12 protein-coding genes and 2 pseudogenes are annotated in these 13,846 nt (G+C 65.5%); 6 read left to right on the forward strand and 8 right to left on the reverse strand.

Going from position 1 to position 13,846, the window contains the following annotated elements; all coding sequences use genetic code 11:
* The first annotated feature begins 161 nt into the window (after positions 1-161).
* Positions 162-368 carry a type 2 periplasmic-binding domain-containing protein gene (locus ACR80S_RS12080; protein ID WP_435399614.1) on the forward strand — a complete coding sequence of 69 codons (207 nt, stop codon included), beginning with the start codon at positions 162-164 and terminating at the stop codon, positions 366-368.
* 64 nt (positions 369-432) lie between these two features.
* Here ACR80S_RS12080 and ACR80S_RS12085 read toward each other — a convergent pair whose 3' ends face one another.
* From ACR80S_RS12085 to ACR80S_RS12095, 3 genes are all read right to left on the reverse strand, one after another.
* Complete coding sequence (locus ACR80S_RS12085) at positions 433-897, reverse strand: hypothetical protein (RefSeq protein WP_435399613.1); 465 nt, start codon at positions 895-897, stop codon at positions 433-435.
* Positions 898-1,008: 111 nt separating this feature from the next.
* Complete coding sequence (locus tag ACR80S_RS12090; protein ID WP_435403287.1) at positions 1,009-2,244, reverse strand: DUF4236 domain-containing protein; 1,236 nt, start codon at positions 2,242-2,244, stop codon at positions 1,009-1,011.
* Positions 2,245-2,379: 135 nt separating this feature from the next.
* The gene (locus ACR80S_RS12095; RefSeq protein ID WP_435403288.1) at positions 2,380-5,907 is read right to left on the reverse strand and encodes a DEAD/DEAH box helicase; all 3,528 of its coding nucleotides are present in this window, start codon (positions 5,905-5,907) and stop codon (positions 2,380-2,382) included.
* Positions 5,908-6,042: 135 nt separating this feature from the next.
* Between ACR80S_RS12095 and mntA the strand changes: the two genes are divergently transcribed.
* Entirely contained in the window at positions 6,043-6,444 is a 402-nt protein-coding gene (gene mntA / locus ACR80S_RS12100; RefSeq protein ID WP_435403289.1) for a type VII toxin-antitoxin system MntA family adenylyltransferase antitoxin, read from the forward strand.
* A gap of 72 nt (positions 6,445-6,516) precedes the next feature.
* Positions 6,517-6,690 carry a HepT-like ribonuclease domain-containing protein gene (locus ACR80S_RS12105; RefSeq protein WP_435403295.1) on the forward strand — a complete coding sequence of 58 codons (174 nt, stop codon included), beginning with the start codon at positions 6,517-6,519 and terminating at the stop codon, positions 6,688-6,690.
* 126 nt (positions 6,691-6,816) lie between these two features.
* On the opposite strand, the gene ACR80S_RS12110 is transcribed toward ACR80S_RS12105, so the two are convergent.
* The 3 genes and pseudogenes from ACR80S_RS12110 to ACR80S_RS12120 all read right to left on the reverse strand — a co-directional run bounded on the left by ACR80S_RS12110 (position 6,817) and on the right by ACR80S_RS12120 (position 9,040).
* Positions 6,817-7,068, reverse strand: coding sequence for a hypothetical protein (locus ACR80S_RS12110; protein WP_435399609.1), 252 nt, complete (start codon positions 7,066-7,068; stop codon positions 6,817-6,819).
* Positions 7,026-7,462, reverse strand: a pseudogene (locus tag ACR80S_RS12115) (plasmid pRiA4b ORF-3 family protein). The gene ACR80S_RS12110 and the pseudogene ACR80S_RS12115 overlap by 43 nt, the downstream one beginning before the upstream one ends.
* 156 nt (positions 7,463-7,618) lie before the next feature.
* Complete coding sequence (locus ACR80S_RS12120; RefSeq protein WP_435403290.1) at positions 7,619-9,040, reverse strand: DNA recombination protein RmuC; 1,422 nt, start codon at positions 9,038-9,040, stop codon at positions 7,619-7,621.
* A gap of 270 nt (positions 9,041-9,310) precedes the next feature.
* Here ACR80S_RS12120 and ACR80S_RS12125 point away from each other — a divergent pair, with 270 nt between their 5' ends.
* On the forward strand, positions 9,311-9,922 hold the full coding sequence (locus ACR80S_RS12125; protein ID WP_435403291.1) for a superoxide dismutase: 612 nt from the start codon (positions 9,311-9,313) through the stop codon (positions 9,920-9,922).
* Between the two features lie 118 nt (positions 9,923-10,040).
* Here the strand turns inward: ACR80S_RS12125 and ACR80S_RS12130 are convergent, their stop codons facing one another.
* Positions 10,041-10,919, reverse strand: coding sequence for a DUF7281 domain-containing protein (locus ACR80S_RS12130; protein ID WP_435403292.1), 879 nt, complete (start codon positions 10,917-10,919; stop codon positions 10,041-10,043).
* Between the two features lie 267 nt (positions 10,920-11,186).
* On the opposite strand from ACR80S_RS12130, the gene ACR80S_RS12135 reads away from it, so the two are divergent.
* Positions 11,187-12,677, forward strand: a complete 1,491-nt coding sequence (locus tag ACR80S_RS12135) for a metal-dependent hydrolase family protein (RefSeq protein WP_435403293.1) — start codon at positions 11,187-11,189, stop codon at positions 12,675-12,677.
* An 8-nt stretch (positions 12,678-12,685) separates the two neighbouring features.
* Positions 12,686-13,441 carry a hypothetical protein gene (locus ACR80S_RS12140; protein WP_435399604.1) on the forward strand — a complete coding sequence of 252 codons (756 nt, stop codon included), beginning with the start codon at positions 12,686-12,688 and terminating at the stop codon, positions 13,439-13,441.
* Positions 13,442-13,601: 160 nt separating this feature from the next.
* Here the strand turns inward: ACR80S_RS12140 and ACR80S_RS12145 are convergent.
* Positions 13,602-13,846, reverse strand: a pseudogene (locus ACR80S_RS12145) (hypothetical protein); the annotation flags it as partial.

Genomic DNA, 13,846 nt, shown 5'->3' on the forward strand with positions numbered 1-13,846 from the left:
GGACGTTCGGGCAGCGAGTCGGCCACCCCCTTCAGGAATCCCGCCACCTACTTGGCTCGCCACGGTATGCCAAGGCGTGTGGAGGACCTCTCCCGGCACAACTGCCTGAGCTATACCCTCTCGCCCCTGCAGGGGCGCGGCACCTGGTCCTTTGGTCGCAAGTGGGAGAGGCCAACATCGGCGACGCGCTGCTGGCGGCGGCGCTGGATGGTCAGGAAGTGATCTATCAGCCGACCTTCATCGTGGGGGATGCCCTAGCGCGCGGTGCGCTGGTGGCGCTGTGGCTCGATCAGCCCCCGCTTGACCTGGGCGAGCTTCATGACCCCTTCCCCCCGACCGGCGCCCGCCCGCGAAGGTGCGGGGGATGATCGACTTTCTGGGGGAGAGTTCACCTACTCATGCCCCCCCCCTTCATCAGGGCGGGGGCAACCGTCACTCGGCCGAGGCTTGATTGGCCACGTGAAACCGTCCGGCGGCCTCCTCGAGTTCCTGGGTGATACGCTCCATCACGGCAATGCGCGCCGCCAGGTAGTCCTGCGCCTCATCGTCGGTGGCGTGGCGGCTATCCAGTTGTGCCTGGCTGACCGCGCTCTTGATGGCCAGAACCATGGCGAGCAGGGTATTGGCGGTAAGGTGGGCCTGGGCGGCGTTCTCGAGCTCGGCATCGGCGCCGTGGCGGAAGAAGATCGGCACCACGCTGTCGTCGGCATCAAAGGCGATGGCATCGCGCAGGGCGACTTCCGGTGAGGCGTAGGCGCCGGAGCCGCTGCCATAGCCGGCGCTATCTCGCACGACATGGCCGGAGTGATCCAGGATGCGCCACTCATAGGACTCGTCGCCGTACACCTCGATGCAGCCGGATTCATACGGGCGGTCAATGCGGTGTTGGATGTTCATTGGGGGGCCTCCAGGCAAGCAGCGTCAGCGCCAGTGATCAGCGTGAACCCAGCATATCCGAAGCCTGGATTCGCTACCTTGACCTGGCACACCTCCACCGGCTTCTGCCGTTTACACCAGTTTCAGGGGCTCGATATCACGAAAGATGCCGGTCTTTGTCATGTCGCGGCGCAGGGTGAAGGTCTCCATGGCGGCGACCGGGTCCACCTCGTCGAGTCGGTCGAAGTGGATCCTGCCCCACTGCTCGCGAGTGACCTTCACGCTGTAGAGGTACTGATCGCGCTGGCTGCCGGTGGCCGGGTCGGTGACCTGGCGGTAGCCGGAAACGCGGGCCTCCACCACGGCGGGCAAGCGAGCGAATACCGCGCCCAACACCCGAAAGGCAATCCCGTGGACATGGTCGCGGTAGAGTTCACGCTGGCGGGTGGCGCTGAGTTTGCGCGGCGTGAGCCTGAGCTGCTTGGGTGGCATGCCCCAGTAACGATCCGGCATCTCCTCCTCGCACGGCAGATCGATATCCACGGCAATGGTGCGCACGTCGCTACCCAGGTCAAAGTCGATCAGCGTCTCGCGGGGCCACTCGATCTCCTCCAGGCGCTCGCGCAGTGTCAGCTCCATGGCCTCCGGATCGTCCCACACCCCCTCGCTTTCGCGCAGGTGGCGGGAGAATTCCGCCGCGTCGTGCTCCGCCTTTCGCCACTCCCAGGCCCGGTAACGCTCGTCGAACTCAGTGCGCCGCTGACGATTCTCCTCGTCGAGGCGACGCCTGGCGGGCGACCACAGGGCATGACGCCAATCGGAGGGCTGGGGCTGAAACGGCGGCGGCGGCGGCTCGGCGAAATCTAGCGTGACATAGCCCCCCGATTCGGGTGGCGGCGTCTCCTCGTGAAGCCGCCCCAGGCGGTCGAGATCGGCATTGAGCCGCTCGCAGTGGGCACGCAGCTGGTCGCGCAGGGACTCCTCGGCATGGCGGCGCAGCACCCGTGCCTCAGCGCTGTACATGGGCGACCCATCATCGTGGAAGTAGCTGATCTGGCCGCCCTGCCCCACTTTCAGGTGCACCGGCAGGCTGCCACCCTCGGCAAGCAGCGTTTCCAGCGCCGCCGCCTTGCTTGACGGAGTCGCCCCCGCGCCCACCTCGGCCTGCCTGCCGGCACCGCCGTTACCGGTTAGCTTGCTGCGATAAGCAAGCCCGGTGCCGGGAAGACCCGCATGGCCATGTACCCCGCTCGGCCCCATGCTCAGGCTGGCGCCTCGCGGGCCCACCGAGAGCCCCAGCCCGCGCTTGCCGAGGTTGAGTCGCACGCCGGGCGCCAGACGAATACGGCGCTGAAAACGAAAGGCCATGTCTACTCCCTTCCCCTGTCACCATCACAACGGCCCTGGCGGCCTGTCCCAGCACTTCACCAAGAAAACCTGTCGTTGCCAACGTCACCGGGCCAACGCAACGGGCCAACGAGGCAATGCCGGGGAGCGGGTGTCCTACCCGACCGGTGCGAACAGCAGCGCCAGATCCTCCTCGTCGAAGAGCGGGCCATCGCCCTTGTGCTCACTGCCGCCCTCGAGGATCGAGGCGGCCAGGTCCGCCTTGCGTGCCTGCAGATCATGGATGCGCTCTTCCACGGTGCCAGCACACACCAGCTTGTAGACAAACACCGGGTTCTGCTGACCCATGCGATGGACACGGCCGGTGGCCTGGGCCTCTACCGCGGGGTTCCACCAGGGATCGTAGTGAATCACCGTATCCGCCGCGGTCAGGTTGAGGCCCGTGCCGCCGGCCTTGAGGCTGATGAGAAACACCGGGATCTCACCCTGCTGGAACAGCGCCACCCGCTGGGTGCGGGTCTTGCCGGGGGTGTCGCCGGTCAGTGTGGTGTAGGGGATGCCATCCTTCTCCAGCGCCTGGCCGATCAACGCCAGCATGGCAGTGAACTGGGAAAACACCAGGATGCGCCGCCCTTCCTCGATCAAGGGCGGCAGCAGCTCGCGCAGCTGCTCCAGCTTGGCCGAGCGCTTGACCTTCCTCGCGCTGTCGAGTTTTACCAGGCGCGGGTCGCAGCACACCTGACGAAGCTTGAGCAGCGCGTCGAGCATGACGATGCCGGAGCCGGCCAGGCCGCGCTCGGCCACGGCCTGCTGCACACGCTGATGCTGCGCCAGACGCAGGCTCTCGTAGAGCTCGCGTTGGCTGCCGGCCAGGGTGATCTCGCGGCGGCTTTCGGTCTTCTCGGGCAGCTCGGCAAGCACCTGCTGCTTGGTACGCCGCAGCATCAAGGGCGCGATGCGCCGCGAAAGGCGCTCGCGCTGCACCACGTCGCCCTCTTTCTCGATGGGTGTGCGGAAACGCTGGCCAAACCACTGCTGGCTACCCAGCGCCCCCGGCGCCACCGCGTCCAGCTGCGCCCATAGCTCGCCCAGGTGATTCTCCAGCGGCGTGCCGGTCATGGCCAGGGCACGCCTGACGTTGAGTTCGCGCACCGCCCGCGCCGTATGGCTGGCGGCGTTCTTGATCGCCTGGGCCTCGTCGAGCACCAGCAGGCCAAACTCGATCTCGCGAAGGGCCTTCAGGTCTCGGATCAGCAACGGGTAGGTGGTCACCACCAGATCGGCGGCGAGCAGCGCCTCGTCGAACTGACGCTGCCGCTGCGCCTTGCCACCCTGCAGCGCCACCACGGCAAGCTCAGGGGCGAAGCGGGCCGCCTCGTCGCACCAGTTGCCCACCAGGCTGGTCGGCGCCACCACCAACGTGGGGCCTACCAGGGCACCGCGGGCGCGTTCATCGAGCACATGGGCCAACACCTGCACCGTCTTGCCCAGGCCCATGTCGTCGGCGAGGATGCCGCCGGTGTCGAGCTCGGAGAGAAAGCGCATCCATGCCAGGCCGCGAGACTGGTAGTCGCGCAGTACCCCCACGAACCCTGGCGGGGCCGGCAGGCTGGACGGCAACGCCTTGAGACGCGCCGACAGCGCGGCCACATTCTCGCGGCCCGCCCAGCGCTGATGCTCGGCCAAGGGCGCCACCCGCTCGGCGGCGCTAACCGGCAGCTTGAGCGACGCTTCGGGGTCGTTGTCGTCGTTCAACCAATCGAGAATCGGGGTCATCAATGCACGCAAACGAGAGAGCGGCAGCACCAGACGGCGATTGCCCTCGAGCGAAAGCGTCCAGCTGGCGTCTTCCGCTTCGGCCTCGCCGGGTTCCAGCGGGAAGTCGGGATGCTTGAGTAGCTGGCGCAGGATCGGCAGCAGGTTGAGGCGCTCGCCCTCCACTTCGATATCCAGCGCCAGATCGAACCAGCCGTTGCCCGCCGGTTCGAGTTCGCCATACCACGCATCGGGCTCGAGAGTGATCGGCTCTTCGGGGAACTCATCGCCAAACACCACCAGGCAGCCCGCCTCACGCAGCCGGGCGATCATCTCCCACCAGCCGTCGGGGCCGGCCAGGTGGGTCGACCACTCCGCGGCGCTCGCCGGTGGCCGATCACCGGTGGGCAGCAGCAGCGACCAGGTCGGCAGCGCGAGGTGTGCCGGCACGGTGCCAAGCTCGCGCAGCCGCTCCAGAGTCACCATGCCCGACGGCAGGCTGCGCACCAGGGCCAGCTCCGCCAGGTGATCACGCGTGATCGTCAGGCGCTGGCCGTCGCGAAAACCCTTGGCCGTGGCACCCTCTTCGGGCGGCACGTCGATGCCGTCGTAGTCGAAGCTCACCACCCCGGCGCCGACCTGGATCCAGCGCGGCAATGGCGCCCCATCGCGAAAGCCGAGTTGTCCCTCGGCCACGCGCAGGGTGACCTTGAGCTTGGGCGCGACGTCATCCAGCGTGCGCTCCTCCACCCGCCGCGGAGCGGGAAGCCCCTCGGCAAGGGCCCGGGACTGGCTCAGGCGCTCCCCCAGCCACTCACTCATCTCGGGGGGAACCGGCGGCGCATGCTGTATCTGCTTGAGCAGTTCGGGGCTGCCTGCCAGGCGTCCGAAGGTGCCACGCTCGGGATCCAGATAGCAGAGCTCCCGACCGGCACGCAGCAGAAAGGCAGTGTCCGACAGCAGACCCGCCGGCAGCGTCTCGGCGCGCAGGGACTGCACTCCTTCGGCGTCGGCCTGCCAGTTCGGCGTCAACGCCCCCTCGGGGCCCAATTCGAGCTGCGGGCCTGTCTGCTTTTCATGAAACAGTAACGGTGGCTCGTCGCTCTCCAGCAGCGCCCACAGCGCCCGGGCCTGGAAGGGCTGGCCCACCAGCGTCCAGCGCCGCGTCTGACTGGACGTCCAGCTAGCTTCCTGATCGCCATGCAGCAGCAGCGTCACGGCCTCTTCCTGCGCCTCGACCCAGCCTTTCCGGGGTGCCGGCACCAGGCCGGAAGGACGCACCTCGATCACCTCGGGCGACACCCATCCGCTGTGGCGCTTGCTCTGCCGCGATGGGCGCAGCCATACCGGGATCACCCGCAGTACCGGGTCTCGGGTGTAGGCAGGCTGGCTCAGGAACACCCCCAGGCGGTATTCCTCGCCGACGCGCTCGGCGCCAGAGACAGTGCCCGCGGGCGCCTCCAGGGTGTCGATCCAGGCCTCCCAGGCGCGAGTCAGCTGCTGCTTCTTCGCATCCGACAGTGCCGGCACCGGGCCCGGGTCGGGCACGTCTTGCCGAGCCGACAGGGCATCCACGCTGGGCTCCTGCTCCCCACTCACCTCATCGAGGAAGGTCTCGATCAGCGCCACCGCATGTTTACAGCGCACGCTGACCGGGCAGGTGCACAGGGTAAACAGGCTCTGCTCGAGCCCATCGGTCAGGAGACGCGCCCGCGTTACATAGGGATGCTTCTGGTTGCCGCGGATACGTGCCGTGATACCCAGGCTGTGATCGCCAACCTCCAGGCTGATGCCACCCTGAACAACGCCCCGCCGCGCATAGCGAAACCCACGCTCCAGCGTGCCTTCATCGAACTGGGTTGGCCAATCGATCTCGAGCAGGGCGAGAAACAGGTCAAAAGCAGGATCATCGGAAGGATGTGCCGTCACGGAGGCTCCTCGAGCAAGCGTTAAGACGCAGCTATTGGACAGAACCTGGCGCCCATGCGCAACCGAAGGACAGTGCTGTCCGGGTGAATGCTAGACTGTCCACGCCACCTGCCGTCGCGTGAAAAGAGAGCCCGCATGCCCAATGAGACCGACGTACGTCCAGCACTCGCGAAGTTAGCGTCCCACGATGATGAGATCGCCGCGCTGTGGCTTTACGGCTCGCGTGCCAAGGGCACCGCCACGGCAGGGAGCGACTTTGACCTCGCCGTAGCGTTTCGCACCTTTGAGAAAGACCCGCTGGAAAGACGCCTGCGCCCTGAATTGCTGGTACAGACCTGGCAGGACACGCTGGGAATGGAGGATGCCGAGCTCTCTATCGTAGATATCAACCTGGCCCCCCTCCCATTGGCACATGCCATCATCCGTACCGGCCAGCTGCTTCACGCCAACGACCGCCTGCGGGTCATTCGAGAAGAGAATCGCATCACCTCGATGTGGGAACTCGACCACCTGTATCATCAGCGACATTTCGCCTGAACCGATGAGTCGACAGCCCATGGAAACCGAATACATCGACGCCATGCGCGAGCATCTTCCAAGCTGCAGAGCCTGGGACATGACAGCAGCGGCACTCCCTGGCACAAGGTGATTGGCCTGCTCAACGCCCTGGTGCACGACTACCTGAACCTGGACGCCGCGATCAACAAGGACATCATCAGGCGGTGTGATTACCAGCGGCTGCTGGATTTTGCCGAGAGACAGTTGCAGGCAGCCAGCGAATAGGCCGTCTTGACTATGTGGCCGGCAGGTCTGCCATCAAGTAATCAAGAATGAAGTGATAGCGACGCGCCTTGACCCGCTCGAGGACAAGCGACATATCGAGATTGAGCGCCCTAATGTCGGAAAAGGTCACCTCTGCCGCCCCCTGCCGAGCTCGACCTGCAGCGCTTGCATCAGCTCCTCGATGCTGTTGATGCCCTGGGCCTTGAGTGAGCTCTCCATATCCAGGCGGCTGGCCAGCCCGGGCGGCAAGCCCCGACGCGGCTTCGCCTCGGGGTCGGTGCGGCGAAAGCTCGCCTGGAACGGCTCCAGCAGGAAGGCGACCTCCTCTTCATCCATTACCGCGGGGTCGAACTCACCACCGATGGCCTCCAGCAGCATCTGGCCGTGCTCGTCGCCCTTTCTGGAGGCGGCGGCCTTGAAGCCTCATAGCCCGGAATAACGCCGATATCCTCCGGGGGACAGGCCATGGCGCCGTCGATCAGCCGCGGGCAGGGGTTAGTCTCGGCAAGGCCGGTCGCCTCCACCACGATGCGGCGCTCCCAGCCGTCGCCGATGCGTAGAGGTAGTGGAAGGCGTTGTCCTTGGCCCGGGAGGCGATCGCCTTCGGTTTGGCGTTGCGCGACATGACGACAGGCCGATCACTCCATTCGTCCGGTTCGCCATAGTAACGGCCGTTGCACTCGAATTCGTAGAGATGACAGTCGTCCCAGCCCATCACCTCCTGGATGAGCTCATGGAGGCGATGCAGGTTGATCTGCTCCGGCACCACCACACGGCGCTAGACCAGCGGGTCGGTGTCGATCAATTCGATACGAAGGCGGATGTCGGGCATGGAAGGACTCGGCGTCGAAGGATTGGAAGCGGATCTTGCGAAATTGAGGATTAATCTACCATCTCGGGGCCAGACACTTCGAGACACGATCTACCCTCAGCGCTCCTCATGATCCGCCCGCTCGTCAATGGCTTTCGCCACCGGCGTGCCCACCTCCAGCCTGGCGCGCTCGACGATCTCGGCGGGCAGCTCCCTCTTCACCGCCACCCCCAGTTCCTGGAACTCGCTGGCCTGCTTGATCAGGTTGCCCTTGCCGTTGACCAGCTGCCCGAGCGCCCTGTCGTAGCTGACCCGGGCGCCGTCGAGCTTCCTGCCCACGTCCTGCATGCTTTCAAGGAAGGAGCCCAGCTTGTGGTAGAAGCGCTCCGCCTTCCTCGCCAGTTCGGCGCTGTGGCGGCTCTGGTTCTCGAAACGCCAAAGCTGGCTGACGATATTCAGGCTGGTGAGGAGCGTGGTGGGCGTGGCCACCAGCACGTTGCGCTCGATGGCGCGCTGGTAGAGGGTGCTGTCGTGGCGTAGCGCCTCGATATAGGCCGACTCCACCGGGATGAACATGATCACCACCTCCGGGGAGTTGAGCCCTGGCAGGTCGTAGTAGTGCTTGTCGGCCAGCTCCTCGATGCGCGCGCCCACCGCCTGGGCGTGAGACGCCAGCGACTGCTTGCGGGTCAGTTCATCCTCGGCGTTGACGTACTCCAGGTAGGCGGCGAGTGAGGTCTTGGCGTCGATCACCAGATGGCGCCCCTGGGGCAGATAGACCAGCGCATCCGGGCGGCGCTTGCCCTCCTCGGTGTTGAAGCTCCTCTCGCGCTGGTAGTCCTCGCCCGGGCGCAGTCCGGCGCTGTCGAGCACGTTCTCCAGCATCAGCTCGCCCCAGTTGCCCTGCACCTTCTTCTGCCCCTTGAGCGCCTCGGTAAGGCGCGCCGCCTGGTCGGTGATGTCGCGGTTGAGCTGCTGCAGATGCTTGAGTTCGGTGGTCAGGCTCGCCCGCTGCGCCGTCTCCTGGGTGTGCAGGGTCTCCACCTTCTCGCGAAAGCCCTTCATCTCCTCCTGGAAGGGCTTGAGCAGGCCCAGCAGGTTCCGCTCGGAGAGCGACGAGAAGGCCTTGCCCTTCTTCTCCAGCAGCTCGTTGGCCAGGTTCTCGAACTCCACCTTGAGTTGCTGCTTGCTCTCCTCCATCCACTGCAACTGGCGGCTGAAGTTGGCTTCCTTCTCCTCCAACCGGGTGGTCAGCTCACCGTGGGTCTGCCTCAGCGCGTAATAGGCCTCGCGGAAACGCTCCACTTCACGCGCCTGGACCTGTACGGCCTCCCGCTGGGTCTCCACCTCCCCCTCCGCCACCTGCAGCGCCACCGTTTGCTCGCGGGCATCCAACTGATGGGCGTGAAGGTCTGCGCGAGAAGACTCCAGCGCGCGGCGGGTGGCCCTCAGCCCGCCCTGCCGCAGGGCGAAGCCCCCCACCGCACCGAGCAGGAAAGCAACCAGAACGATGAGGGCGAGTTCCAGATCGATGGGCATTCAGGGCTCCGGATGTGCTCTTCTGGATCAGCAGGCGCCTCGAAAATGACGAGAGGCTGATATTCAATAAACTGCGAGTCTACCTTTATCTCCCCGGGGCGGGGAAAACCGGGAGGCAGGTCTTGGTGGTGAAAACATTTTTAGCCTAACCGATTAACCTTGCCTATATAAGCCAATAATGATTCTTATTGGCCGTTTAGCGGTGTCTCTGCCATGCTGTCAGGTGTTCTTGAGGATAATTCCCCAACCACCGATCAAGGAGGTGCGACAATGCCGCATACCCTGCCCGATATCAGCTATGCCTACGATGCCCTGGAACCCCATATCGATGCGCTGACCATGGAGATCCACCATTCCCGTCACCACCAGACCTACGTCAACAACCTGAATGCCGCCCTCGAGGGCACCGGCCTCGAGGAGGTGCCGGTGGACGAGCTGCTCGCCAACCTGGATCGCGTGCCGGCAGACAAGCGCCAAGCCGTAATCAACAACGGCGGCGGCCACTCCAACCACAGCATGTTCTGGCAGATGATGTCGTCCAACGGTGGCGGCTTGCCCAAGGGCCAGGTTGCCCAGGCCATCGACAAGGAGCTGGGCGGCTTCGACGCCTTCAAAGAGGCCTTCACCAAGGCCGCCCTGGGCCGCTTCGGCAGCGGCTGGGCGTGGCTCTGCGTCTCCCCGCAGAAGACCCTGGTCGTGGAGAACTCCCTGAACCAGGACAGCCCCCTCTCCAACGGCAACACCCCGGTGCTGGGCCTGGACGTGTGGGAGCACGCCTATTACTTGAAATTCCAGAACAAGCGCCCCGACTACGTGGCCGAGTTCTTCAACGTCATCGACTGGGACGAGGTGGAGCGTCGCTACCAGGCCGCCATGGCCTGATGGTTAAGTCATGATCGGCCAGCCCTGACCGACCAGGCGGCCCATGCCGCCTGACCACCACATCGCCGCGCCCTCGAGTGCGGCGATGTCGTTTATGCCAGCGACTTATGCCAGCGGCTTATACCAGCGGTACTGGCTCCAGCGCCTCAACGGGGCCGAACCACTGCTGCAGCAGGCCTCGCTGTTCACCGAGCAGCAGCCTGAAGTGGCCGGCCAGCGGGTGCTCTGCCGGCAGGCGGTCGGCGTGATCACGCAGCGATGCCTGCAGGGGGTACTGTTCCGCCGGGAGCTGCTCGCCACTGGCTTGGCTGGCAAGAAAGGCGAGCGACGGAAGCAGCAGATGGGTCGCAGCGCTGCTCAGAGCATTGTGAAGCCCGGCGGCATCGAAGTCGCCAAAGTAGAGGTGCGCGCGGCCGGTACGTGCCCAGGCCTCGGCCACCCTGGCGAAGGCGCCACCGTAGTGGCGATCGCCGCGGTAGAGCACCAGCGGGCGGTGCCAGCCTGCCAGCGCCGGTATCACCGGGTCGAAGGCGTAGAAGCCGTCGAGGTTCTCGACCTGGATCAGCGTGTCGAAGGCATCCAGGGAGATATCCCGCCAGTCGAGGTCAAGGACGTCGCGGGGGCGGCTTACCAGGCCGGGGCGCGAAACGCCGGTGGAGAGACTCGCCAATACGCGCTGCTCCCGCGGGCTCTCGCGCACGCTCTTCTGCTCACGGTTGCCGAGCCGAGCCTGCTCGGCGCTGGTCAGGCCACTCAAGTCGGCCTCCATGGAGGGTTCGCCCAGGGCGGTCAGGGTCTCTTCTATGCGTGTGAGCAGGTCGCGATCGAGGCGCAGCCGGCCGTGGGTCAGCCGCGGGCCGAGCTCGATATCGTGCGCCTCACACCAGGCGACGATCTCATCCACCACCTTGCTGCGCTTCTTCTCCACATCACGCTGGGTGCGCAGCATTCGGGTAGCGTCGCGGAGCAGGGTGCGGGCGCGGGGTGAGAGATGCATCGGTTTTCCTCTGTGCTTCGAACGGCATTCGCGCAGATTCGCGACCTGGCGCTTATTCATCAAGCGTCAGCTCGACCGCGGAGAGGTCAGGATGTAATTCGGAAGAGTTGGCTCCGGTTCGCATTCTGAGCTAATTTCAGGTTGTTACAATCCAGTGCATTCAAAAGACTTGCAAGAGTGTTTTTCATACCAAGGCCTTGTGACGTTTGCTTGATGGTTCTCAAGACAGTGCTCAAGCTTCAATTGCCCACGCGACAGGATTCGCCCATGCCGCCTGCCAATCACCCTGCCCCCCAGCTCGCGCACTCAGCGCACTCCCTTCAGTCACTGAACCATGCCCAAGGCGCCTGCTGCTGCGGTTCGCCGCTGCTGCAACGCTTCCATGACCGCATGATGGCGGAGATCAGCCGACGCCACTTCCTGGGCGGTACGGCGGCCGTCATGGCCCTGTTTGCCGGCGTGCGGGCTCCCGAGGCGATCGGCGCTCGGCCGCGGGGCCAGGACGGACCGCTGCTGTTGACCCACCTGCGATTGTTCGACGGCAGCGGTACGCCGCTGCGCGAGAACGTGGCGATCCGGGTGGAAGATGGCCGCATCCAGGCGATCCTGCCCGGCGATGCCGAAGCCGAGGGCGCGGAGCTGATCGACTGCGGCGGCCGCGTGCTGATGCCGGGGCTGATCGATGCCCACTGGCACACCACCCTGGCCGGCATCACTCAGGTGGCAGCGATGACCGCCGATGCAGGCTATGTGCACCTGCTGGCGGCCAGCGAGGCGGAGCGCACCCTGATGCGCGGGGTAACCTCGGTGCGCGACGTGGGCGGGCCCGCCTTTGCGCTGAAGCGCGCCATCGACGAGGGGATCGTGGCCGGGCCGCGGATCTTTCCCGCCGGGGCGATGATCTCCCAGACCTCCGGGCACGGTGATTTTCGCCTGCGTCACGAGGTGCCTCGCGGAGCCACCACGCCGCTGAGTGAACAGGAGCGCCAGGGGGTGGCGGCAATTGCCGATGGCGAAGCCGAGGTACTCAGGCGCACCCGCGAGCAACTGATGCTTGGCGCCACTCAGATCAAGCTTATGGCCGGCGGCGGGGTGGCCTCCACCTATGACCCCCTGGACAGCACCCAGTTTACCGAGCGCGAGCTGCGCGCCGCGGTCGAGGCCGCTGAGGACTGGGGCACCTACGCGATGGTGCACGTCTATACGCCGCGGGGTATCCAGCGCGCCCTGCGAGCGGGAGTCCGCTCCATCGAGCACGGCCAGCTGGCCGATGAGGAAAGCGTGAGGATGATGGCCGGAGAGGGTGCCTGGTGGAGCCTGCAGCCCTTCCTGCAGGACGAGGATTCAAACGTCTATCCCGATGCGGCGCGCCGCGAGGCCCAGCGACAGGTGGCCGAGGGCACGGTGCGCGCCTACGAGATGGCGCAGCGTTTCGACGTCAAGACGGCCTGGGGTACCGACATTCTCTTCAACCCCCAGAATACCCCGAACCAGCTGCGCCACCTGGCCAAGTTGACCCGCTTCTACGACCCGCTAACGGTGCTGGCCATGGCCACCGGCCGCAATGCTGAACTGCTTTCATTATCAGGCCCGCGTAATCCCTATCCCGGCACGCTGGGGCGTATCGAGCCCGGTGCCCTGGCGGACCTGCTGGTGGTTGACGGCGACCCCAGCCAGAATCTCGATTTCCTGGCCGATCCGGAGCGCCACCTGCGCCTGATCATGAAGGGCGGCCGCCTCCACAAGGACAGCCTGTGAGCATACCCATGAGGACCAGACAACTCCCGCTCGCCCTGGGCTTGACCCTGAGCCTGGGGCTTGCGACGCCGAGCCTGGCGGCCGACGTTGGCGCCACCCAGGAGGCATGGCGCTTCCAGCTCACTCCCTATGTCTGGTTGGCTGGCCTATCGGGCGATGTCCGGCCTCTGGCAGGAGCCCCCACGGTCAGCACCTCAAGTAGTTTCAGCGATGTCCTAGATGACCTGGAAAGCGCTTTCTTCCTGACCGGCAGCGCCCGACGTGACCGCTGGGTGCTGTTCGGTGACCTGACCTGGGCCTCGCTCAGTCACGAGAGTGCACTGGTACCCGGGGTCGTCGCCGAGGGCAAGCTGCGACAGCGCTCCCTCACGGCGGCGGCGGGCTATCAGGTGGTCAGTCAGCAAGACCATCGCCTGGACCTGCTGGCAGGCGCGCGGGCCTGGCGGATCGAGGCGGAAGTGGCCGTGCCGGCCCTGGGTCTCGATGCCAGCAAAACCGAGCGCTGGGTCGACCCGATCCTGGCCGCGCGGCTGCGTTCGGCGTGGACCCCGGAGTGGACCACGATTGTTCACGCCGATATCGGAGGCTTCGGCGTCGGCGCCGACAATACCTGGCAGCTGGTAGCCACCGCCAACTATCAGGTGAGCGACGCCTTCACGCTGTCGGCGGGGTATCGCCACCTGGCAGTGGATCGCGACGAGGCAGGGACTCGCATTGACGTGTCGATGAGCGGCCCGCTGCTGGGGGCCACCTGGCGTTTCTGACGCGAAGCGCCTGCCTTTGCCATGTCGCATCATGCGGCCGGGCCGAATTGCCGACACCTCAGCTCGTTATCAGACTCTTCTGGTCGATCTGATCAGAGCGCAGAGCGTGGCTCCCACCGGTGATAACTGCCTGGGTGACATCCAGGCTGCCACAGGACGCCTACGAAAGTTGGAGGATGACGTCGTGGATCAGCCGCAGGTGGTTGAAGGGACTGGCCTGGGTCTCCTGCTGGTGCAGCCAGAAGGCGCGCTGTTCGCCACGGGGCAGGCCCTGGTGCTCGGCGATCACCTGGAACAGCGTAAGCGCTCCACGAACCCCATCTTCTGGAGCTGAGTAGCGTCGGGCAGACTGGTGTCCTCTGATGCATAGGAGGACGCCATGAACGAACTGACCTCGACGCAAGC

The sequence above is a fragment of the Halomonas salsilacus genome (genome assembly GCF_051216275.1).
GTDB lineage: Bacteria > Pseudomonadota > Gammaproteobacteria > Pseudomonadales > Halomonadaceae > Halomonas.